At 28.4% G+C, this 24,783-nt stretch carries 11 protein-coding genes, 1 tRNA gene and 1 pseudogene; 3 read left to right on the top strand and 10 right to left on the bottom strand.

Going from position 1 to position 24,783, the window contains the following annotated elements; genetic code table 11:
* The first annotated feature begins 2,735 nt into the window (after nucleotides 1-2,735).
* Nucleotides 2,736-3,143, top strand: coding sequence for a histone-like nucleoid-structuring protein H-NS (gene hns / locus KTT71_RS01630; RefSeq protein ID WP_216782140.1), 408 nt, complete (start codon nucleotides 2,736-2,738; stop codon nucleotides 3,141-3,143).
* Between the two features lie 1,907 nt (nucleotides 3,144-5,050).
* Here hns and rimI read toward each other — a convergent pair.
* The 9 genes from rimI to rpmB form a co-directional block, all read right to left on the bottom strand.
* The gene (gene rimI, locus KTT71_RS01625) at nucleotides 5,051-5,518 is read right to left on the bottom strand and encodes a ribosomal protein S18-alanine N-acetyltransferase (RefSeq protein ID WP_216782139.1); all 468 of its coding nucleotides are present in this window, start codon (nucleotides 5,516-5,518) and stop codon (nucleotides 5,051-5,053) included.
* A 954-nt stretch (nucleotides 5,519-6,472) separates the two neighbouring features.
* Nucleotides 6,473-6,545: transfer RNA gene (locus tag KTT71_RS01620), tRNA-Lys, on the bottom strand.
* A 181-nt stretch (nucleotides 6,546-6,726) separates the two neighbouring features.
* Nucleotides 6,727-7,506, bottom strand: a complete 780-nt coding sequence (ybgF, locus tag KTT71_RS01615; RefSeq protein WP_216782138.1) for a tol-pal system protein YbgF — start codon at nucleotides 7,504-7,506, stop codon at nucleotides 6,727-6,729.
* Nucleotides 7,507-7,517: 11 nt separating this feature from the next.
* Entirely contained in the window at nucleotides 7,518-8,036 is a 519-nt protein-coding gene (pal, locus tag KTT71_RS01610) for a peptidoglycan-associated lipoprotein Pal (protein ID WP_216782742.1), read from the bottom strand.
* 49 nt (nucleotides 8,037-8,085) lie between these two features.
* The gene (tolB, locus tag KTT71_RS01605; protein WP_216782137.1) at nucleotides 8,086-9,378 is read right to left on the bottom strand and encodes a Tol-Pal system beta propeller repeat protein TolB; all 1,293 of its coding nucleotides are present in this window, start codon (nucleotides 9,376-9,378) and stop codon (nucleotides 8,086-8,088) included.
* Between the two features lie 1,298 nt (nucleotides 9,379-10,676).
* Nucleotides 10,677-11,618, bottom strand: coding sequence for a cell envelope integrity protein TolA (gene tolA, locus KTT71_RS01600; RefSeq protein WP_246543816.1), 942 nt, complete (start codon nucleotides 11,616-11,618; stop codon nucleotides 10,677-10,679).
* A 243-nt stretch (nucleotides 11,619-11,861) separates the two neighbouring features.
* On the bottom strand, nucleotides 11,862-12,284 hold the full coding sequence (gene tolR, locus KTT71_RS01595; RefSeq protein WP_216782741.1) for a colicin uptake protein TolR: 423 nt from the start codon (nucleotides 12,282-12,284) through the stop codon (nucleotides 11,862-11,864).
* Nucleotide 12,285: 1 nt separating this feature from the next.
* Nucleotides 12,286-12,981, bottom strand: a complete 696-nt coding sequence (tolQ, locus tag KTT71_RS01590; RefSeq protein WP_216782135.1) for a protein TolQ — start codon at nucleotides 12,979-12,981, stop codon at nucleotides 12,286-12,288.
* A gap of 1,401 nt (nucleotides 12,982-14,382) precedes the next feature.
* Nucleotides 14,383-14,619, bottom strand: coding sequence for a 50S ribosomal protein L28 (gene rpmB / locus KTT71_RS01585; protein ID WP_216782134.1), 237 nt, complete (start codon nucleotides 14,617-14,619; stop codon nucleotides 14,383-14,385).
* A gap of 1,790 nt (nucleotides 14,620-16,409) precedes the next feature.
* On the opposite strand from rpmB, the gene KTT71_RS01580 reads away from it, so the two are divergent.
* Nucleotides 16,410-17,273 (top strand): YicC/YloC family endoribonuclease, encoded by an 864-nt coding sequence (locus KTT71_RS01580; RefSeq protein ID WP_216782132.1) that lies wholly within the window; start codon nucleotides 16,410-16,412, stop codon nucleotides 17,271-17,273.
* A 1,965-nt stretch (nucleotides 17,274-19,238) separates the two neighbouring features.
* Here KTT71_RS01580 and KTT71_RS01575 read toward each other — a convergent pair.
* Nucleotides 19,239-21,211: pseudogene (locus tag KTT71_RS01575) on the bottom strand (helicase-related protein).
* Between the two features lie 1,591 nt (nucleotides 21,212-22,802).
* On the opposite strand from KTT71_RS01575, the gene htpX reads away from it, so the two are divergent.
* The gene (htpX, locus tag KTT71_RS01570) at nucleotides 22,803-23,684 is read left to right on the top strand and encodes a protease HtpX (RefSeq protein ID WP_216782130.1); all 882 of its coding nucleotides are present in this window, start codon (nucleotides 22,803-22,805) and stop codon (nucleotides 23,682-23,684) included.
* Nucleotides 23,685-24,783 lie beyond the last annotated feature (1,099 nt).

Here is a 24,783-nt window from a genome sequence, read left to right as displayed (position 1 = left end):
CAAGAGTACTAGAAAAATATAGGCAAATTTCTTGCACTTAATACTGTTGCAGTGTTATTTATTTTAACATATGGAAAAGTTCTTTTTATATATTTACACATCATAGTAGTTACATATTGTTTGCAAGTAGGACTCTATACCTGATAAGCAGCAGGTATTAAAGTTATCTATGGTAACTTCTCAATAATATATCTACCTAAAAATAAGTGTAGACTATCTAAATAAGGCATGCCCTAGCACAATAATATTATTGTCTTAACAGACTTATCCAGTTCTTCTCATTATTACTAGTAGTTGCATCAGTTTAGATTTGATTAGGTCATAATTTTTATTTACTATTAATTGATCGAAGGTCATATAGTTTTATTCTTTTAGACTAAAAATATAATATATTTATATTAATTTATTTATGCTATAGCACTTGCCTTAATAAATATTTTTTTGATAAAATTATAACTAATATTTAATAATATGATGCAAAAAAGAATGAAGTTCCTCTATAAGATATATTTTACAAAAGATTGGATCAAAATATTTAAAAAATTAATCTTTTATGTATTCTGCTTGACTTATAAAACTAGGTATACTACCTAAAAGAGCAAAGTGAATTATACTTAGATATACGTTTATATTGATGTTCTCGTTATATAATCAGTTTTATTAGTATGTGATTTGTTCTCAAAAATTAATATATTATAAATACTAATCTTATCCCTCTTCATGAATTTTTAGACGCTAGATTGCTCTACTTAGAATTTTATTCTTCTAATCAGCATATAGGATTACTATATGTTAATATTTTTATTTATTATTTTTAATATTAATGATCTTCGGCAAATATAGTATAATAACATAAGTAATGCTATTATGCTCTTTTACATAGATTTTCATGACTAAAAACTAATCAGTAATAGGTCAATATTCTCATAAGTTAATTGAGGACGCCCCGATAAAGATGATAGCAAAATACTATTAAATCATTAGTAGATACTTCTTCTCGCTTTATTAAAGAATCATAAATAACTATGCTATATTCATGGTATGGTTCGCATGTGTTCTATCTACTAATGCTATTTATATTTTATATTATCAGATCTTAAATAACTATTTAAAACTATTTTTTATTATGGTGATCCCTTTATGTTCTTGTATCCTTATAAAAATTAATATACAAGAAAATGTTTATCTAATTATTTTTTGAAAAAATCTTTATTAAATTAATAAACATCATTCTTCACAAAACAGAATAAATGTCTTGATTATAAAGGCGAAGTAAATAAAAGAAATTAATATGAAATTTCTTACGCAAAAATAATCCTGTATTCTATTATTAATAATAGATAATGACAAGAATATAACCTTATTTATAGATATCATAAGAATAACATCAGAATACCTATCCGCATCTTCAATGAAAAACTATTTAGCTCAGTATGCTACTTATAACCATAGATTCACGACTCTAAGTTTTTTATATACAGTATATGCAGTAGTTGATCTAATCAAGAATGTCATTATACATGTAAATTGTTTATTATGTCATATCTCTTGATTATAATATACTTACTGATTCGCATAGTTAGGTCATAAAAATTACCAGTATGCTATAGATTTAATCTATTAGCTAGTGTGTTTATGATTGAGATAGAGTAATAGAGTAATAGAGTAATAATAGTTTTGTTATGCACTCATGGTAGCATTGATCAATATCTAAGAAAGTAATTGTACTATATCTTTTTCTCAGTTTACTCTGGTTTATCTATTACTTGAGATTATTTATGTATCTTGCTAATACTTTTATAGATATATTTGACGTATTTATTGTATGCTAAGCTACATCTAGTATCTACAATAGAATACTTAATAATATCTATTTGTTAATATTATTTTATATTAAGTATCCTATCTTTCTCCTGTTTATACTATTTTATAATAGTATTCCCAATAGTAAATACAGGCTGTTTAGCCTTTTTATTTTATCGTCTTCAGCTTCTTAATTATTGATAAATAATGTTAATACCACTCTGTATTGCACAAAAAGATTTAAGGCTATCTGCGCTAGAGGTTATATATTAACCATGATCAGCACGTGAAACACAAGAACAATTATAATATACAATATAACTATCATACGCTTATGATAATAAGATGATATTTTTAGTTACCATTAATTTATTAAATAATAAATAATTAAGTTTGTTAAATAAAATATTTTTCTCTAATCGGTAGTAAAAAATTTTTATTTTGCTTTGTACTAGAAAATATATTTTCTAAATTATTTTAAAAAATTATGATTAAAATCATTTAAATTTGGATGCATATTATTAAAAGTTTGATATACTATTCTTTTATTTTTTAAGTTATCTTTCATATTAAGGTTGTGATACTATCTTAATTAAACAATTATCAAGACTTCTAGCTGAGGTTAGTTTATATAGTGATTTTCTCTTTTAGATATATTTTATTGCAAAGAAATATTATTTGTATAATATATAATTATATGTAATTTCTTGTATATATTTAAAAGCCTCTTAATATAGTGCTTGTAGAAATAATTTACTTCTGCTATCTTCGCGAGAAGATAATTTATATATTGATATCAGTATTTAAAAGAGTAATTATTTTAATATTTTATAAAATATTTTGAATATCATAAGATTCAGTATTGCGTTAAATATACTCGCACTCTATTATCTTTAAATGTGCTATAACAATTTAATTTGAGATTAAAACAAATGAGCGAAGCGTTAAAGATTCTGAATAACATACGCACTCTTCGTGCGCAAGCTAGAGAATGTATTTTAGAAACTCTGGAAGAAATGTTGGAGAAGTTAGAAGTGGTAGTGCAAGAACGTCGTGCAGAAGAAAACCAAGCTCAAGCAGAAATCGAAGATCGCACACGCAAATTACAACAATATCGTGAAATGCTTATCGCAGATGGCATTGACCCTAACGAACTACTACAAAGTATGAGTGATTGCAAGGTACCTAGTAAATCAAAACGTCTTACACGGCCGGCTAAGTATCAATATATCAATAAAAATAACGAAACTAAAACTTGGACGGGTCAAGGGCGTACTCCTACAACTATTAAACAAGCTATAGAAGAGCAAGGTCAGTCTCTAGAAGATTTTTTACTGTAATAGTAAACATGACTTATATGTTATAATAGCAGGTTTTCAGGCTCAGATTGTGTCATTTAATCAATATGTCTAAATAATTAAACCAATTATTCAATACTTTGACTAATTAAATACATGCATGGCGTATTTTACAAAAGCTTTCATATAGTTTTTGTAAAAACGGTCATGCCTGAATCTTTGTTGATATCTGGAGGTGTTTGATATAATATTTCTATTTTTCTATATTAAAGGAGAGATATATAATAAGAGATGATTAACAGGTTTGATCTGGGTTGCTTAACACAAGACTCAATTGCTTTGCAAAATTCCCTGCATAGATATACTTTTATTTTTGATAATAACCTTAATAAATACGTCATATTATAAATATCTATATCCAATATCCTAGTCGATTCAATCATGCTCTGCCATATCTTTGACCGTAATATCCTATAATTATATTAAATAGCTTATTATTAAATATAATGTTACTCATAAACATAAGAGTTTTGTATTTAAGGATTTAGTAAGTTCGTCATGTGCTTACTTAATATTTATATACTTTTCTTGCAAATTATTTAATCTCGTCTAATAGTTAGTAGTTTACTATCTTATCTAATATTATTTATAATATCAAGTAATGTTATTACGGTGATATTCAATAAAAATTTTAATATTGAATTAAAAAATAATAATTTCATAATTTTCTGCAATAGTATACTCATTAACCAGATAACTCATGATTAGTTTATCTACTATTAGGCACATTCTATTTGATATTGTATTATTCTAGCAACACACATTCTATTAGCTAGAAAATATAATTTTTTGCTATTTTTTTATAATTTTAACATGTTTACCCCTGTAAGAAAATTATTTACTAATCAACATGATGCAATTAATATTAATAACGATGCATCCAATGAAATATCGTTGGGGCAGAATAAGTAATCACCAGGATGGTGATGTGGATGTGTCGGGATGAATTTATATTTGCTATTTCCTTAGAATAATCATTTATATATGTCTATAGAGTTACCTAATATAATTCAAATAGATATGATAAGATGCATTTTTTGAAAGAAATGCTGTACATACTATTTCAATGAATAAATGATGAATATATAGTATTTATTATAAATATTTCTTATATTGTAATCATACTAATAATCACTGATTATATATAGGAGCTATATTTTAAATATTTCTAATTCTAACGAATGAATTTATTTATTAAATACTTATAGTTACATAAGATAAATAAAGCTATTTTTATCATATCTTCTTAAAATTGCGATTATACATCTTGATTCCCTCAGATATCTTTTCTGTGGATGATAAATTATCTACAGAATAAACCTTATCTAGAATAAGTTAAAGATATCTGGATCAAGTAAGTTAATTAAATAAATTTGAGGGCAATAATTCAAAAATCATGATAGTTAATATTATCATAAATAGCATGTAATTTAGCTAATAAAATAGCGGTACGGAAAGATTATCCTGGCTCTATAATACCAAGAAACAATTAACTTTTAATGCATTCAATTTAAATAAATATTGATATTATTAGAAGTTTATAGTTTATTAAAATATAACTCTGTTTAATTAGACGCCCTAATAATAAAATAGCTTACTATTCTTGATCGCATATATTATATACTTATCATTTTTCTTATAGTACTCTTGATTTCTAGAACGCATACGCTCAAATGCTGTTTATGAAAAGTAGCATATATTTATTATCTTTTATTCATTGCCTCATATCAAAGTAATAATCAATAAAACCGTAAAGATCTATAAGAATCTTATGTAATACCAATTTTTAATATTAAAAATCCTTGAAATATTTTCTTTTATCTCATTAGCCTATCACTAAAATAAATATATCAATATATAATACTTGAAATCAAAATATTAATTTTATACTAATATAAGGAAAGAGCCATAATAATTGCATTCTCACGACCAGTAAGAGTTTGGTAATAATCATAACGTACTGAAACTTTATGAAACTCTAATGATTCATAAAGCGCTATAGCTGCGTAGTTAGAGTGCCTAACTTCTAGCCATAAGATTAAAATTTCTTTTTTATTCAGGTCATTAATTAAATATTTTAGCAATTCCCGCGCTAATCCTTTACGTTTCTTAGATGGCGTAATAGCAATATTAAATAGAGTAGCTTCATTACAAACTACTTGTGTAATTGCAAAAGCAACAAGTGTTCCTCCATATTCTAGCTTTAAATTGTGATAGTATTTGCCGCGATTACTGAGAAAAGTCTTTTCAGTCCATGGAAACGCTTGACTGGCGCGCTCAATATTAACAGCAGTTTTAAAATCACTGTTCTTCAGAGTTGATATATGAAATTTTTCTGAGAGGGGTGTATGATTCATAATGATAAATTTTATGGTAAAAATTATTTTGGCATAAGAAATATTAAGATAATTGAACACCCGAAATGTTATTTTGTTATCAAAGTATTTTAAACTAATATAACCACTGTGCTACTCACAGCCATCTTAAAATATATCAATATTACTGTAAGACCTAAAATAATAATATAATATATTTCTTTAATGACTATTTAAATAGTTTATTTCTTAAGGAAGAAAATTGACGTTAATATAAATTAACATAACCAAAATATTTTCATAAAAAATAAAAATTTTTGCATTAATTTAATTTTAGCAAATATTTCTCTTATTTTTGCGCTTTTTAAACTCCTAATGCTTATAAAGCCCTTAAAGAGCAGATTTAATAATATTAAATCTCCAAAGCTATTTTTGGATAGTTCACAATAGGATGTCTAGGAATAACCATCAATTTTATTGATGCAGATTATTTCTATATTGTGATTATAATATTATAAGACCGAGCAAAATTTTCTTACTAAAGAATACTTCCTTTTACTTATTCGGGTATCTTACTATATAAACTATTATTATTTAGAAACTTGTCAGAAGACATCAACTTAATAATATTCTTTTTTCAACATACATAGACAACATGATTTAGATACATATTATAAGTGTTAAGCATGGTGTGAATATAATAATGTTACTTGTAAGACCTAAAGTTAGACAATGCATTACATTTATAGCAATCATGCTATGATGTAACAGATAATATTATCTATATATATTATAGTTCTATAAGTTTATAAGATATTGTATATGCTCCTGGGATTTACTATCGTTAAATGAAATTTGGGTAAAGGGCAATATACAAAAACTATTGTAGGTATACATATGATTATAAATTATGATTATAAATTTACTCTATTTATAAAACATAAATGGTGATCATATTTTATATGATCCTAAACAATAAATAGCATTAAAATATGATGGGTCGTGCGGGATTCGAACCTGCGACCAATTGATTAAAAGTCAACTGCTCTACCGACTGAGCTAACGACCCCCCTTTAAAATCCTAAATGACTATATCTATATCTTTTTTAGTTAGCTAGTACTTAGTGTACTTATTTTCCAGAACAACACAACTAAAATTATAATAATCCTTTTAATTTATTGCATTTAGCATGCGTAATAAAATCATATGAATTATATATGTTGTCTATTTCTGGAGTGAAAAGATAATATTATAGTCTCGCTATACGTTTTTCTGCCTGCTTTGCAGAATCACTCTGTGGGTACTGCTTGATAAGCTTATTATATACTGCATAGGCTTTATCGGATTTTCCTGTTTCTTGCATAATAATACCAATTTTATACATGGCTTGAGGTGCTTTTAAAGATTTAGGATAGTTTTTAACTACTAATGCAAAATAATATGCTGACTGCTCTTTTTTACCTTTATTATAGAATAATTGGCCTATCCAATAATTAGCATTTGGCTGATAGGCTGAATTAGGATATTTTTTAACAAAATTTAGTAGAGAAGCAATCGCCTGATCTTTTTTTTCCTGAACCATGACGAGATCTATCGCATCATTATAAGCTATTTTTATGTCGTCGTCGTAGCTTTTTTTAGCTGATGATAAAGACCGAAAAAATTTATGATTATCATTCGGTATAGAGGAAGAATTAGAATTATTATCTGCAATTTTTTTTTGTAAATTACAATATCTTTCCAAGTGTGAATAGGTATATTGTTGGCGTTCAAGGACTTGATTTAACTTATGTTTATTTTCTTGAATTTGACCACGAAGCAAATCAATGTCGTGCTGATTATCTGAAACTTGTTTCTGTAGTTGAGAAAAAAATTGACCTTGAGCATTAGTAGTGTACTCAAGTGAAGCAATTCGCTGATCTATTGAGGAATAGCTACTAATTGGGGCTTGTGCAATAGCAGCCCCCTCAACTGTTATTGCACTACATAATAATAGAATCAACAAATGTAACCTAAGTTGACTACTCATAAAATTCTCCGTTAATCAGAAATCAGCAATAGTACAGCACGACGATTTTTACTGTATGCAATTTCATCATGCCCTATTAGCGCTGGTTTTTCTTTTCCGTAAGAAATTATAGATATCTTCTCGCTGAGAATCCCATTACCTTGCAAATACATCTTGACTGCATTGGCACGACGTTCTCCCAAAGATATGTTATACTCCGGAGTTCCACGCTCATCAGCATGACCTTCCACAGTTAATCTGTAAGATGGATGTTTATGTAGGAAAGAAGCATACGAAGTTAATACACGGGTGGAGTTAGAGCATATATCGTATTTATCTAGACCAAAGTAAATAATATTATTTTTCTGTAATTTTTGTATTTGAACGATATCATCTTCTAGATATGAAATGTTATTACTCCCTTTTTCTATAATTTTACCAGAATTTATAATTGATTGATCATCATCATTATTTTTATGTGAACTACAGGAAGCAATAGCTATCACAGATATTAATAATATAAAATCATATACATTTTTTTTCATTTTTATCCCTTTTGTTTTGTATTATTAGATATAAATCTCTTTTTCAAGATATTGATTACAGATATGGAGACCAAGCAGGAAATTTTACCTGACTATCAGTTGCAGGAAAATGTAGTTTAAACCGACCGTCAGTAGAAACTATCCATAAAACTGAACCTACTTCTTCAGTGGCACTATAAACAACCATTGTGCCATTTGGTGCGATACTTGGCGTTTCGTCTAGGAACGTATCAGTCAATACTTGATGAGTATCTAAAGAAAGATCTAGTTTAGTAATATGTTGCAAGCCTTCGCTTGTACTAACTATAAACACATATTTACCATCATGACTTACGTCGGCATCTTGATTTTTAGAGCCCTGCCAAGTTATACGCTCAGAAGAACCACTATAAATGTTAATTTTATAAATTTGTGGTACTCCTGTCTGATCAGAGGTAAATGCTATAGTTTGACTATCCGGGAACCATGAAGGTTCCGTATTATTGCTATGATCGTGAGTTATCTGGCTAATTTTTTCGGATCCTAAATCCATGATATATAAGTTAAGACTACCGGTCTTCGAGAGCGCAAACGCTAGTTTTTTACCGTCGGGAGAAAATGATGGTGCACCGTTATGGCATGGGAACGAGGCAATATGGCGAATAGACCCATCGGATAAATTCTGGATTACTAGCACTGATTTACCACTTTCAAAGGTTACATACGCCAATTTGGTACCGTCTGCAGACCACGTAGGAGACATTAATGGTTGAGGTGAGCGATGAACTACGAACTGGTTGTGGCCATCATAGTCAGAAATACGCAGTTCGTAGGCTAACTGATCAAAATTGTTCTGAGCAATATAAGCAATACGAGTGCAAAATGCACCTTTGATCCCTGTCAGCTTTTCAAACACCTCATCGCTACTTGCATGAGCAGAATAACGCAACCACTTTTTGGTAACTTTATATTCGTTATGAGATAATATGCTAATTGAATGAGCAGTAAGATCAACCATATGATAAGAAACTACATAACCTCCATCTGCACTTGGCTGAATATGACCAAGAATAAGAGCATCAATGCCTAATGCAGTCCAAGCATCAGGGGTTACTTCAGAAACTCTTGTTGGTTGTTCTGGGATACGAGTGGTATCAATTGGATTGAATTTACCGCTATTACGTAAATCAGCAGCAATAATTCCACCGATGTCTTCAGGAGGAGCGCCTGATCCTTGCCATATAAATGGTAAAACAACGATTGGGCGTGCAGTATCCACACCCTGAGTAATCACTATTTTTACTTCTGCGCATATAGATGTGGACCACATGCTAAAAAGTAAGATGGCTGTAATAAACACTTGCCTCATTCTTCTTTCCCCAACCTAACCAGCTAACTACTAAAAACTAAATAAAATAGTGCATATATAATTCTATATATCAATTGAGCTCTTGCATTAGCAATTACCACTATACTATGACAAATATTTTGATATGGCTTGAATATTTGCATATCACTAGAAATAAATGGCAATGTCATATATCAGAAGATACTGAATTATAATTTGTATCTAAGAAGAAAAATTTTTACTCAATATCCTGAACATAGAAAGTAGTTGAGCAATTATATCGTGCTTCTGCATACATCTTAAAATGATTCTCTAAATTCTGTTAAATAAAATTATAAAATGCTTGAATACTTAAATCTTAATAGATAAAACATTAAGGCAATCTTACTGGGAATAAATAACGCCTAAAATACTCGCTTACCTTTTCATATGAATATTATAAAAGTCAGTTACTAAGTATTTATATTCTTTCTAATTACTAGAATCTCTAAAAATAATGCAGAAGACTATTTAGCATCAGTTTTAATGTATTAATGATATTTTTATTGATATTAATAAGAATATTAATAGTATAAAGCATTAATATTTTAAATAAAATGTAGGGATAATATCTTAAAAATTAATTGTGCTTATATCCTTAGTATACCTAGAAGCATGAGCGGATCAAATAAGTATGCGATACTCTTTATAGATATTTCGCAAATCAGTATGACCATTTTACTATAAAATATAATCTATTATATATGAAGATGTGTTATATTAATGACAATATTTCGACCATACTAATGTCTTCTTACAAGACAGATATTTTATAGTAATCAGTTGCTACTGATATATAATCTAAATTCATCTAGGTATTTACTGATTGAATCAATTAGGATCATATCCTTATTAAGGCTATAGCAAGAGCAGTTTTTCAAAAATATTTTTACAAAATTTTAAAAAAAACAAAGGTTATATGTAATAAGAATCGATATAAAATATTATATCTTTTCTTGAATCGAAATTATAAACATATGAAAATATTTCATAAGAAATTATAGCTATAAAGCAGGTTTATAGAATATCTTAATTGCTATTACTAAATATCTTAATTGCTATTACTATGTATTATTTATGTAGTAACGCGATGAGATGTTATAATAAATGTATAAGTATACTTTGATTATCTTATAGTATTGATTAACCAATTTTATATCCGGAATTTTTAGAGTGTTAATACAATGAAGTGTTCTAGTGATAGTTATGCTGTCAAAACTTATTAACATCACAACTTAAGATAAAATTCTTATATAAATACTTAGATAACTAAAAAATAATTAGTTTGGTTTGAATGTGATATTAAAATGTTTAAATATCTGGTAAATAGAATTATTAGCTGGTTTAGGATAGTACGCCCTCTTCGCTGCTGATAAGGCAGACTGACACAGTGCATGAGCACCGCCTTCAGAAGTAACGCTTAACAGCGTACCATCTGAAGCAATATTAATGCGTAAGTTACATGTTTCCCCGATAAATACTGGATCAGTATGAAATTTGTTTGTAATTGCATCTTGAATCTGTCTAGCATAGTTATTAATATCTTTACTAGAAACTCCGAGATTAGATTTATCTTCTTTACCAGTTAAGTTAACTTTCGTAGCATTTTTAATATCCACTAATTGATCAAAGAAATCATCAATTTCTTCTACGTTAGAAGCAACTGGCTTCTGGACTTTATTAGAAGCAACTGGCTTCTGGACTTTATTAGAAGCAACTGGCTTCTGGACTTTATTAGAAGCAACTGGCTTCTGGACTTTATTAGAAGCAACTGGCTTCTGGACTTTATTAGAAGCAACTGGCTTCTGGACTTTATTAGAAGCAACTGGCTTCTGGACTTTATTAGAAGCAACTGGCTTCTGGACTTTATTAGAAGCAACTGGCTTCTGGACTTTATTAGAAGCAACTGGCTTCTGGACTTTATTAGAAGCAACTGGCTTCTGGACTTTATTAGAAGCAACTGGCTTCTGGACTTTATTAGAAGCAACTGGCTTAATACCACTCCCTATTGCAACGCTCTCTTCTTTCAGATATTTTAAGCGCAGCTGTTCTGAATTATATTTTCTTTGTAATTCTAGAGTTTGTTTCTCTTTTTGTTTTTTAATTTTTTCTGCATTATCTTGTTGTTGCTGTCGATTATATTGTTGTACTATATTACCGGAATCAACCATTAATATGTTAGTTAGAGATTTATAACTACTACTAATATTTTTATCTTGCATCAGCGAACGCCAGAGTAAGCATACCACCAGGACTATGTGTAAAATAATTGAAATCATGATATAAAAATATATATGATTATTTTTTCTAGATACCTTTACCACAATTTATGTTCCAATACTTACCAATGCTGGCTGCTTAAAAAATAGTTTAAGAAATCAAATTAAATGCTGTGTAAAATGCAGATACATCTATATTTTATTCAAATAAATTAAAAATCTATACTGTAAGGTTGTTTAGCATTTTTAAGTTGGCTTCGTTATTAAACCAACAGAGATTACACCGGCCAAACGAAGCATATTAAGAGCTTTAATAATTTCATCATAAGATACATCGTGAGCACCACCTATTAAGAATACTTTGTTAGGATTAATTCTGAGCTGTGATTGCGCTTCTGCAACTACCTGTTTTTCCCTCATCTGTTGCATGCGATTGTATCCAGTAATAACCGAGTATTCTCCGCTTCGAGAAACTTCAATGATAATTGGAGTATCGTTACTATTAAAAACTGATTTTGAAGTTGTAGCATCTGGTAAATCAACCTCAATACCTTGAATCATAAGAGGTGCGGTAGCTATAAACATTAGCAATAGAACTAACAATATATCTAGTAATGGAACTATATTAATTTCATTTTTTAGCTGGCGACAGTTACTTGATTTCACAATCTTACTTCTTAATTATATTAGAATCTGCAGCAAAAGCATGACGATTTAGAATCACAATAAACTCTTCCATGAAGTTTCTGTAATGCTGTTCAAGATAATTCATATGCTGATTTAGACTATTGTATGCCATAACTGCTGGTATTGCCGCAAATAAACCAATCGCCGTAGCAATTAATGCCTCTGCTATACCCGGTGCAATCATTTGAAGACTAGTCTGTTTGACGGCGCCCAAGCTCATAAAAGCATGCATAATTCCCCAGATAGTACCAAATAGCCCAATATAAGGACTTATTGAAGCAATAGTGCCTAAGAAAGGAATATCCCTTTCTAAGATCTCAATTTCACGATTTAAAGAAATACGCATTGTACGGGCTGCAGCCTCAGTCAAGCAGCTTGCTGCTTTAGCGTGAAATCGATGACATTGTACAAATTCTTTAAAACCAGAATAGAATATTTTCTCAGAGCCAGTCAGATTATTATAACGTGCTTTGCTTGCCTGATACAGAAGCGATAACTCTATCCCTGACCGGAATTTATTTTCAAAAGATTTAGCCTGAATTTTAGCTGTATGCAGACTTAAAGTGCACTGAATGATAATAGCCCAAGATAAAATAGAGAAACATAACAGAATTAGCAGAATAAGCTTTACCAACAAGCTAGTCTTTAAAAATAGATCTAACATGTTTATGTCAGTCATTATTAAAACCCCGCACAAACTAAATAGAATGTATTTAGTTTTGATTGATATATATTTAAAGATCATCTCAGCTTAATTAAAATATTCGACCATTATAAATAAATGATATGTTAGGAAACATAGATAAACTGCTAGTTTAATCATTAACATTTACTTATAGTCAAATACTTATGAAGAATCTCAAGATTCTTAGATCTTATATTGCAAGATCTTGCATAAAAACAAGATATTATTGCATAATACACTAAGTTTTAAGTTCATCTTCTTAATGAGACAAAACAATAGGAGATCGCAATATAATTATTATGATATATACTTGATATATTATAAGTTCTAGTGAACAGGATAACTAATTGGTTATTTGCAATTTCAAGCAATGAAGCGTTCAAAATAAGAATAATACTATTATCTATTATCTATTATCTATTATCTATTATCTATTATCTATTATCTATTATCTATTATCTATAGAATGATAACGATCTGCAGATATTGCCAAGGAATAATGATATAATTATTATATCTAGATGAATTTAAAAATAAATAAAATATATAATACACAGTACTGGCAAATATCTAAAAATTGCTAAATTTCCAAACACAAGAATATTCCTTCATGCAGATTACATCAAGAATATTGATATTTAGTTTTTTTTCAAAGAAATCTTTCTATGCGGCGTGAGATATGAAAGATTAACTAAATACAAGTTTCTATAAAATCTTTCTTTTATGTTTTTGGGTGGCTAAATTTTATAGTGTTAATAAACATAATAAAAAGAAGTCTTTCTCAGCAGTATTAATTATATCAATCTGTTTAAGAAGAGCGTAAGTACTATCAAATCCCTAAGTAATAATATAATGTTGCCGTTTTGAAACGATGCTGACCGGAATTATACATTACTCTCAGAGTAGTGTAATAGATAGACTGAATTTCACTAAGCATCTTAAAGAAAAGTAATAACAGAAGAAGCACCTTATTCTATAAGGTAAGGTATTGAAATAACTTATACATATTATGCAATCTTAAAATTTAGTAAAATATCTTTATGAACTGCATGTACAGATAAACGAGCCATAGAACTAAGCAGATAAAAAATTATTAATTCATAGCTCTTAATAAAATAATATTATAATAGCTTGCGTAGTAATTATTACTTATAATGCTGGTCATAATTCTGTTTTTTAACAAAAAATTTGCATCCGATGATTTTACAATAAAATCTCTACAGATCATTTTATATGATCTTTAATAACTAGATATGTAATAAGATTACATTGTGTATCTTTGGTAAGATCATGTAAATATCCTAACTAAGAGTATTCAATAGTATTAGTATGCGAGTAGATATATCTGGATGTCTCTGATCGTTAATATATCTTTCCTGCTATAAGATCAATTGTTTAATATTTCTTACCGCGTGCAAGAATTTCTGCTAAGACTGTTTCTATACCTTTTTTATCAATAAAACGCATACCTTTAGCGCATAGACGCAGAGTTATAAAACGTTTTTCACTATCAACCCAAAATCGGTGAAAATGCAAGTTAGGAAGAAAACGTCTTTTGGTTGCATTCATCGCGTGTGAAACTCTATTACCTGTAATTGGGCGCTTGCCAGTGACTTGGCATATTCGGGGCATATTTATTCTCCAGAATTTTAAATTTGCTATCATTTCTCATAAGAATACGTGTTTCTATAAGATATATTTTAGCAAACCTTCAACAGAAATTTCTAGCTAAGAAAGTTGCTAGGCTAATACCTTGTATTGTGTTTACATACACTTAATACAACATATTATAACTATGTCAGAGCATAAAAGCTCAATTATTAAATATCTTATATGGTAAATAGGAGTTCTATTTTACATATCAGTAATATTTTTAGGTTATATCATGTTCTAATAATTTAGAAGGATTATGAAATTATTAAATTAATATAATTAGATTACATGTATTGCGTCCATCAATCTAGATTTTATTAATCTTATTATATTAATGCTTATAGATGAATTATGATTTAATTACTATAATACAGAAAAATATTTAATTAGTAAATTATCATCTTAGAAAATAGTCATCAGTATATATAAGCTTAGTGATTCTAATAGAGTTAGAAGCTTCATCATCACTTTATAGAAACAATTTTTTGAATCTATTATTATTTAATTGAAGAGAACGATACTTATATCTATACAATTATTTAATTAATAGCATGTGTCAATTTTAGATCTAAGGGCTAAGAGAGTTCATATTATACTCTTAAAAATTTCTAGAGCTGTTTGTATATCTTGGATATATTTTGATCTTAATACTACTAATAGATTACTTTTTTATCTCCAATTCTCTATTACCTTTTATATCCTTGTATTAAATATTATTGCTGGATACATCAAAAATATATCAGGCGAATCAATTACACCCTTAAGCAGAGATATAGTAAATTTATGAATATATAATTAAATCTTTTCCTTTTAAAAGACTGTCTAGCATACATAGAATGATCAAAGTCAGGATAGTCATTTAATCTGATAATATCTTTATTATCATCTTTCAGTAATGCAACAGCAAATTATATCATATGCTGAAAAATGCTTTATAACCTTTTTCTATACTAGACATGTTTTTAATACATAGATACGCAACGTTTGTCAGTAACATATCAAGACATTTATTATCACATTAAGTTTTTATGATATCTAACAACTTTATTCTACGAGGCTAATGAAATTATAATTTTCTATTAATTAAAAAAGATACCAGGTACCTTAAATATTTGCATGAAATACTAGAGGAAATTCATTGCTTGGAAGAAAATTATTAGATTATATTAAAAAATAACAATATTTTTCTTTATGTCAGAAGACACTATGAAGCTACGTGCAAACAAGCAATCGAGAAGTTTTAGTACCTTTATAATCTTGCTTTGTTTGTACACACGTCCTCTTCTAATTAATTATAGCATTCTTACAGGTGCTATTAATAGCTAATGTCTGGTAAGAAGTTTTTATCCTTAGATGATTGCATATAAAATAAAGATAAATAAATATATTAATATGTATTCAATTTAAGGATGCATAAAATTTTTAAATTATTTTTAACTATTCTTATACTAGGCATCTTTCGGACAATCATTCGAGAGAACATTGATTATTAAAGAGTATTATATTACTCAAAAAGTTATGCATATAAAGTTGTCAAAACTGTAATATTTCTTATTTATATAGATTAATTTAACAGTGATTCAGTTATCTGTATTCTTTATTTTAAATATACTATTGTAATTTTAGCTATATCAATTTTATAAGATAAAAGAATTCTTCTTGTATTTTTACTAGAAACATATATAAATATATGATTTTATTCTTATCGTTATAGAACATTACAGGCTATACTCTTGCTCTAATTAATTGATTATTTATAGAGATACAACATGATCCGCAGTATGACCGCCTACACTTACCGTGAACTTCAAAATACCTGGGGCAGTGCATCTTGGGAGATTCGCTCTTTAAACCATCGCTATCTTGAGATAGATATTCGTATTCCTGAACAATTACATCGCATTGAGCCTATCGTGCGCGAGAAATTGCGTATGTCTTTAACTCGAGGAAAAATAGAATGTAATTTACATTTTATAATAGACCCAAAAGCAGAGAGTACTTTAATACTAAACAAAGAATTAGCTAAACAGTTACTTGAAGCTGCTAACTGGATCAAGATGCAAAGTGATGAAGGTGAGGTTAACCCTATGGAATTTCTGCGGTGGCCTGGTATGGTTTCTTGCTCAAAACAAAATTTAAGTTTGATTAATGATGAGTTGATAGTTTCATTAACATCTGCTATTGATGATTTAATTAAGGCACGTGAACGTGAAGGCAACGAACTGAAAGTGATGATAGAAAATCGCTTAAGAAAAATTTTAGTCGAAATAACAAAAGTCCGCCATCAAATACCTAAAATGCTACAGTTGCAGCGTGAACGCTTAATGAGCAAACTACAAGAAGCAGAAGAGCGTTTAGAAAACAATCGCTTAGAGCAAGAAATACTTTTAATTGCACAACGCATCGACGTTTCTGAAGAATTAGAGCGTATGGAAATACACGTCAGAGAAACCCAAAAAATTCTGAAGAAAAAAGAAGCTGTTGGCCGCCGCCTTGGATTTATGATGCAAGAATTAAACCGTGAATCAAACACATTAGCATCTAAGTCTATTAACACAGACGTCACTGCATCTGCTATTGAGCTTAAAGTACTTATTGAACAGATGCGCGAGCAAATTCAGAATATTGAATAAGACCTTTGATCTTCTAGAAGAATTAAACCAAACTAAAAGATTCTTTGGATTAATTTATTTGATGCATCAAATTTCATTAAGAGTTTCGCAATAAATGGTTATTATGCGCTTAATACAAGAATTATAATATATTTTGCTTTGAGTATTCGTTTATGGGAGCATACCAGATCAGCAGTGATAAGGAACAATAACTCACCTTCATATTTTATTAATTTTTGACATGCTGATATTAGCTGTTATGTAATACAATCATCAGTTACATAAAATGTTTTTATAATGTTTCCTGCTTAAAACATACTAGAAATACTAAAATAGTAGTAAGAGATCATTAATCTATATATAATAATTTAAGAAATTATTATATATTTTAACAAAAAACAAAATATATTTATCTATTTCGCAGTTCTCATAGATGTAATCCCTTTCTATATTTTTAGAGGTCTATTCAGGAATTTTTAAGATAATAGAATCAAGATATCTTGAGATATATTAATTTATCTGCTGATAAGCAGAAAACACATAGGTAGCTTTAATTTTCCTTGATATGAATCTATAGAGACTGACTAGCCTGTTATAAACACAGTATTGTATCGGTCTGTTTAGCTGATGAGATTTATTAAAATTATTTCTATAGGTTATTAATATTTCACTCCAATTTCTTATTCCTGAGCATTCTTGATAGTCAAAGATCTGCTAGTTGTTTATTGACCTCCTGCTTTTCCTCTAATTATAATAAGACCAAAATACTAACTATGCCTGCAATATTCTATAAAAACTAACTAGATATAAATATCTTACAAGAATTTAATCGATATCTTGATATTCTTAAGATTTAGTTTCTTAGAAAATAAAATTTTCATTTTTCGTTCTCGCCTTACTTCCTAAAATAATATAGTAATATTTTAAATAAAAGATCGTAAAATTTAATTATAAAAATAATATTTTAGCTTTTTCTAATAAAATTAGTCTAAAAATATGCAGTCAAGATTCTAATGAAGTGTAACGTTTATATGTAACCATCTTAATAAAAGAGATATCCTTTGATCTTCGCATAAAATATATGATATTATCATAATACTTTAAATAAGATAAGATGAGTTAGTTATTGCAATAAGTAGACAAAATATATCTCTATTGGAGACATGCTATAATTTTCTTATAGACTTCTATCTGGTTACTAAACATGTGATTATTTTATGATTAATATTTTCATTTAGCTTCTGAGCCTTCGCTCCTAATTCTTCAAAAAACCTCCTACTAATTAATGTCGCTTTATAAACTAAGATAATCAATTATCTATATTTATTTTTAATAAATAACTTATACTATAGTAAATAAAATATTATATGTTTTACAACAAAGTTACCATTCTAATAATAAAAGATACTACGATCACTATAAAATGTTAATAAATACGATAATATTATTTATTAGCAAATATATTATTTTTTGACATATGTTTTAGTAGAAATAAGATTAATTGCTCAAGAATCATTCAGAGCATGTTTTTTATATCTATCACAAATAAGCCTGATTACCTAATTTCTGAATAAATCAAATCTTAATAACAAAGAACTTTTAAGGATGCAGTTCATATCTCAGTAAGTATTAAGAGCGCAGATCTTATAGTAGATACATTGTTCATCTGTATCCAAGACAAGACTTAAGTATTAGAAAACTGAATAGGATATATCTTGTGTCCAAAATATTATATTTTTATCTCATTAAGATCAAAAGGTGGTTCTGGGCATCAGAATATAAGTAGCATCTGAGAACTAAAATTTTATAATTAGGCTATATTAATATATAATTTTTCTTAAAAGATTATTAATCCAGACTTTAGTCTGGACACAAAACATGACGAGGGATTCTATAAAATATCTGTTCCATACCAAAGATCTTTGAGAAATTTAAACAATTTAGCACCATCCTTTAAGAGATAGCAATAAAATTATTATGTATTTTCTAAATCTTGTCTCTCAAACTAGTTGCCCTTTTGCACTAAAAATCTTGAGCGTATTTATACATTTGCGATTCCATCTTCCGAATGTTCTCCAATAAATTCTTTGGAACTTTCATTTGTTGATTATTTTAAAACCAGGGAAATATGCCGAATACTCATCTTGATCTTTACATTTTAAAAATTCGTCACCCATTTGCATGATCTGTGATATTCTCTTATTCAACGGTTGCGGGGTTATGCCATCCTTAAGATTATAGGGTTGCTGCTTAGAAAGACAATCCTCAGTTTCTCTAATTGCTTTTTCTATATATTTTGTAATTCGGTCACCATACAAGATAACCTTGCCATTAATATGCCGTGCCGCTCGACCAATATTCTGGATCAGCGAGCGCTCAGAGGGAAGAACACCTTCTTTATCAACATCTAAAAATAGACACAAGAGAAAATTCGGGCATGTCTAAGTCTTTTCTTAAAGGATTTATCCCAACTAGAACATCAAAGTTATCTAGGTCAAGATCCAGGATAATAGCAAGACGCTATAGAATATGAATATCAGAATGTAAGTAGTGTACTCTCACTGCGTATTAATTAAGAGACTCCTTAATTATTCAAGCATAATATTAGTTAGAGTAGTGACAAGTACTTGCTCATAATCTTCTTTTTGGATACTAATTTCAGAAATTAAATCATACACCTGAGTGGCTACTTGCAGTACCAGTAATAACTGGATCTAATAAACTAGTTAGTTTTACTAATTGATAAACTATATTAAGACTAGATTTTTAATTAATAATTTCCTGGAGTTGTTAATAAATAGTTTGTGATGCTAACTACTCAAATTTTACAAAGCGCATTGGGCTATTATCTAGATCTAATTGTAAATGAAAAACGCATTCTACCAGCGTTTCTTTGCGTGAATGATCACCTTGATACATACTACGGATTTGCGAAATGGTTATATGGGAATCATCGATCACTAATAAGGCAGGAGCAGGTAGAGAATTGAATAATATCGAGGTGCTGTATCCATTTTACGACCTGAGCGATAGCGAAAATATTTTTAATTCCGGCACAATATCCTAATTTATTAATCATTTCTAGATTAAAATATGTCACGCTAAGTTAAGCAATATTCCTGGACAAATTTATTTTTTCAACAATACTTGCTACCGCTTAGTAAGATCAACTTTTAATATCTCTCTTATTGCCAGTAGAATACGATCGCCTGAAGTTAAATAATGCGTCTCTGGATAAACTCTAAAATGATTCACTCTTTTTAAGAGTTGTCCTGTTAAAGAGTTGAACAAGGATCAACGTTGCACTTCTTTATAAAACAGCTCAATACCACGCAGCGCCTCATTTCTTGATTCTACCCGACAAATATCGATTACTTCGCTGTTAACACGAATATGCCTCGGTAAAATCTTTTCTGATAACGTATTGCATTTCTGATAAACGACTTAAAATAACTCGCTGATCAATCATCATCCCTGATGTAAGATGCAACATCATCTTCAGCTAAGAATGGGGGATTACCTAATCCATAAATTACAAAAACAGACCCAATCACTATTACATCTTTACATTCGGCATGCTTTTGTCGCTGAAAGACCCATCTGTTCTATATGTGCGTTCACATAGGAGTATTTTTCGACGAATCTATCAGAGCTTGGCATATAAGATTCAGGTTAATAATAATCTTAATACTATACAAAATATTCAATAGCATTTCCAAAACACTGTTTTATTTCAAGATAAAGTTGTGCAACTAAAATTTTATTTGGTGCAATGACTATCTTTAGTCTATTAAAATGAGAAATTATACTAGAAATAGTAACTGTTCTAGCAGAACCTGTTATTTCGAGAATAGTTTAATATGAAAAACCTTTTATAAACCAGAGATTACACTGCTAATTTTATTAGATTCATCTCCAGTTGGCTTAAATACATAATGCAGGTTAAAAGTTTTAGTTATGAATGAGATCGTTATTTGATGCAAGTACATCATAAAAATATTAGAAATAATTGATCATCAATAAGTATTTATTTAAATATAAGAAATTTGCTCAACATACCTTTCTTATGTCTTTATAAACATTTAACAGGTTATTGAATAAAATTTCAATACAGTAAGTTATGTGTTTTATATTGTTATAATAGTTATTGAAGATAATTGATAGTATTTAATAAAATTTATTACCTAAAATTTACCTATACCACACTATATTGTCTAAAACTATCTTTTCCGGCAAGATGATGTTCTAAAATATATTTTGCATTAATTACTAAATTTTATATACAAACTGTATATATATGTTTATATTGATATAAATATACAAAAATCAAGGAAGTCTCATTTAATCTACAGATGGATTTTAATTATTTTTCAAATTATTCTTAGAGTATGAAATAATTAAGCATAAATAACCTGTTTACAAAACTACGATAGAATAATTTTATTTAATTTGTATGTTTTATTTTTCGTGATTATGATTACAAATCAAATAGCTTGACAAAATAATTATGTAAAAATTTAATACTTTATTTTGTGTTTGCATTTTAAAAATGATATCATTATTATATTTATTTCAAGAATGCACTTGAAGAGTACAATTCATTATACGCAAAAATTGCATTTGATCATTAAATTAGTATAGATTATTTATAATATTCTTCGTTAATGAAAGAAGATTTTCTGATTTTAACCTTACATTAAGATTGAATACCCTTAAAATATTTTTTTGTATGAATTGAATCTATAGTAAGTAATAAGAATTACTAGTATAATAGCAATAGATTGAGATAAACAGATGCGTTAAACATGCAAGAATCTAAAACAGCAAAATGCAAGGCATATGAGTTATTATGTATTTCTGGAATAACTGCGTTATTAGATGATAACTAAAAATGAATCATCTTGCTGGTCTATTGATTATTAATGCTCATCTCCCCGCCTCTTTCTAAACAGGAAATATTTAAACAAACAGTAAAGACTATTATTTATGCATTATATTGATTTAGTACATCTAAATGATAGGCTAATATTAGCCTCTATAAAGTGCAATAGAATATAGATATAGTCTAAATAAATTTGATCTCAGGAACTATAAAACAATATCATTCACTGTTCTAGGATAACACATATTGTCTCCATGCATCCTATCTAGACTACTGTCTATTAAAGTATCAGAAATTATTATTTAATTGCACTAAGTGAACGAAGATCTATCACCAGTACTTTTAGATAATATTTAGTAAGCTGTCAATAAAATTGATTTATTAATTTAAATAGTTCTTATAAATGTTCTAGAACATTCGCTAGGGAAATATTATAACAAACATTGATCAATCTAGCAAGCTAAGCTTAAGATTTCAATAGCATTAGAGTAAATGAGTTACTAAAAGGCAATAACATTTTGTTTAATATTTAATTTTATAATTTTAAATGCCTTAAGTTTTAAAATTATATTGTAATTGGTTCTTTACAGCTTAATATTTTTTAGAAAGGCATGTATGTTCCGTTAAGGGGTGTGCTTATATAATTTATTACTAGGATGAATAATAGTATGATGCGTATTTCTTTATTCCTGCTGACTAACTTAGCAGTTATATTAGTATTTGGTATAGTGCTGAGTATAACTGGGATTCAGTCTGGTAGCACACAAGCGTTAATGATTATAGCACTGTTATTTGGTTTTGGTGGTTCTATAATTTCTCTATTAACATCTAAATGGATAGCCTTACGTTCAGTTAACGGTGAGGTTATTCAGAAACCACAAAACGCAACCGAACGTTGGTTGCTTGACACCATCCGAAAGCAATCTGAAAAGGTAGGTATTAATATACCGCAGATTGCTATATATCACGCGCAAGATATCAATGCATTCGCAACAGGCGCCCGTCGCAATGATTCATTACTAGCCGTTAGCACAGGTATGCTAAAAAATATGACTATTGAAGAAACTGAAGCTGTGTTGGCTCATGAGATCACCCATATCGCTAATGGCGATATGGTCACTATGATGCTGCTCCAGGGTGTCGTGAATACTTTTGTTATCTTTATATCTCGTTTAATAGCAAACGTAGTATCAAATTTTTTATCTAGTACGCGTGAGGAAGAGCCAAGTACTAACAATAATTCTATGATTTATTTTTCCGTATCAATGGTATTGGAACTAATATTTGGCATACTAGCAAATATTATAACCATGTGGTTCTCTCGTTATAGAGAATTTCGTGCTGATGCTGGTTCTGCAAATTTAGTCGGTCGACATAAAATGATTGCTGCCTTACAACGTTTAAAAACAAGCTATAGTCCCCAGGAAGAGGGGCATGTGGTAACATTCTGCATCAATGGTCGTGCAAAATCTATAAGTGCGCTATTTCTATCGCATCCACCATTAGATGAAAGGATTCAAGCACTGAACAGTGCACAATACCTGAAGTAATCTACATATTTATTATAATCTAATAAATAAAAATACACCTAATATTTATTTCTTTCTTACAAAGAAATATATTATATTCTGATAATACTTGTGTTAAATTATAGCAGAGATGCAAGCATGATATAAAAAGCAAAATGATAATTATATTTTAAGATATTAGAGTATTTTATAAGATATAACAGTTATAGTATAGTTATCTTTTATTTAGCTAAGTACACAAAATATGCATAAAATAAAATATTGTATTCAATAAATAAAATTTTTATTTAAAATATCATCTAAGTCTCTTTAATCTTTTCAAGATATAAGTTTATTATAAGAAAGAAATCCTAAAATAATCCGCCCCCTTTTAAATGAAAGACAAATTATTGCAATAATATATAATACTATTACTAATCAATACTAGTACCTGCTTTGATAATAGTAGAAAACACTTTAGTTAATATAGTTATTTTGGAATTTATCCTATCTATTAGTCGATTAATATATTTTACTAATGCTAAATATTTTTAACTTATTTTTTATAACGTTAAAGTGTGCAATCAGGTAAGGCAAGAAATAAGTTATGTGGAATCGACAACATAATAATTACTTGATTCTGGATTAAAATAAAGATAGAGAACCGAGGTAACGTACATCTCTTGCAGCAGTATATTTACTTGCTTTAAAATAATATCTTTTTTGATTAAGAAAAATATTACGTACTAAAATAGTATATACCAGGCTTATCATTTCAGATATATCAGGCTTAACGGAGTACTGTGCTAGCATCAGCTTGCGATATGTAATACTGATTAAATGAATATCTAAATACCAGGGTTATATAAGATAAGGATTATGAGACGAATCAAAATAACAATGCTATATAAAATGCCAATGATCATGAGTACATTATATAGTATTAATCTGAGCATAACTAATGAAAAGTATGATGAAAATGATATTATTAATGATCTTGATCTAAAACGATATAAAATATTTTAAATTACTATTTAGCAAAAAATCTAGATATATTTATCTTCACATAGTATTGATTAGTTATAAATATAATTATAAGGGATAACACAACTTACCAAGAATAATGGATGTTATATTTTAA

It is taken from the genome of Candidatus Profftia tarda, from assembly GCF_904848675.1.
Taxonomy (GTDB): domain Bacteria; phylum Pseudomonadota; class Gammaproteobacteria; order Enterobacterales; family Enterobacteriaceae; genus Profftia; species Profftia tarda.
The sequence above is the reverse complement of the archived record's forward strand: the minus strand, read 5'-3'. Positions and strand labels throughout refer to the sequence as shown.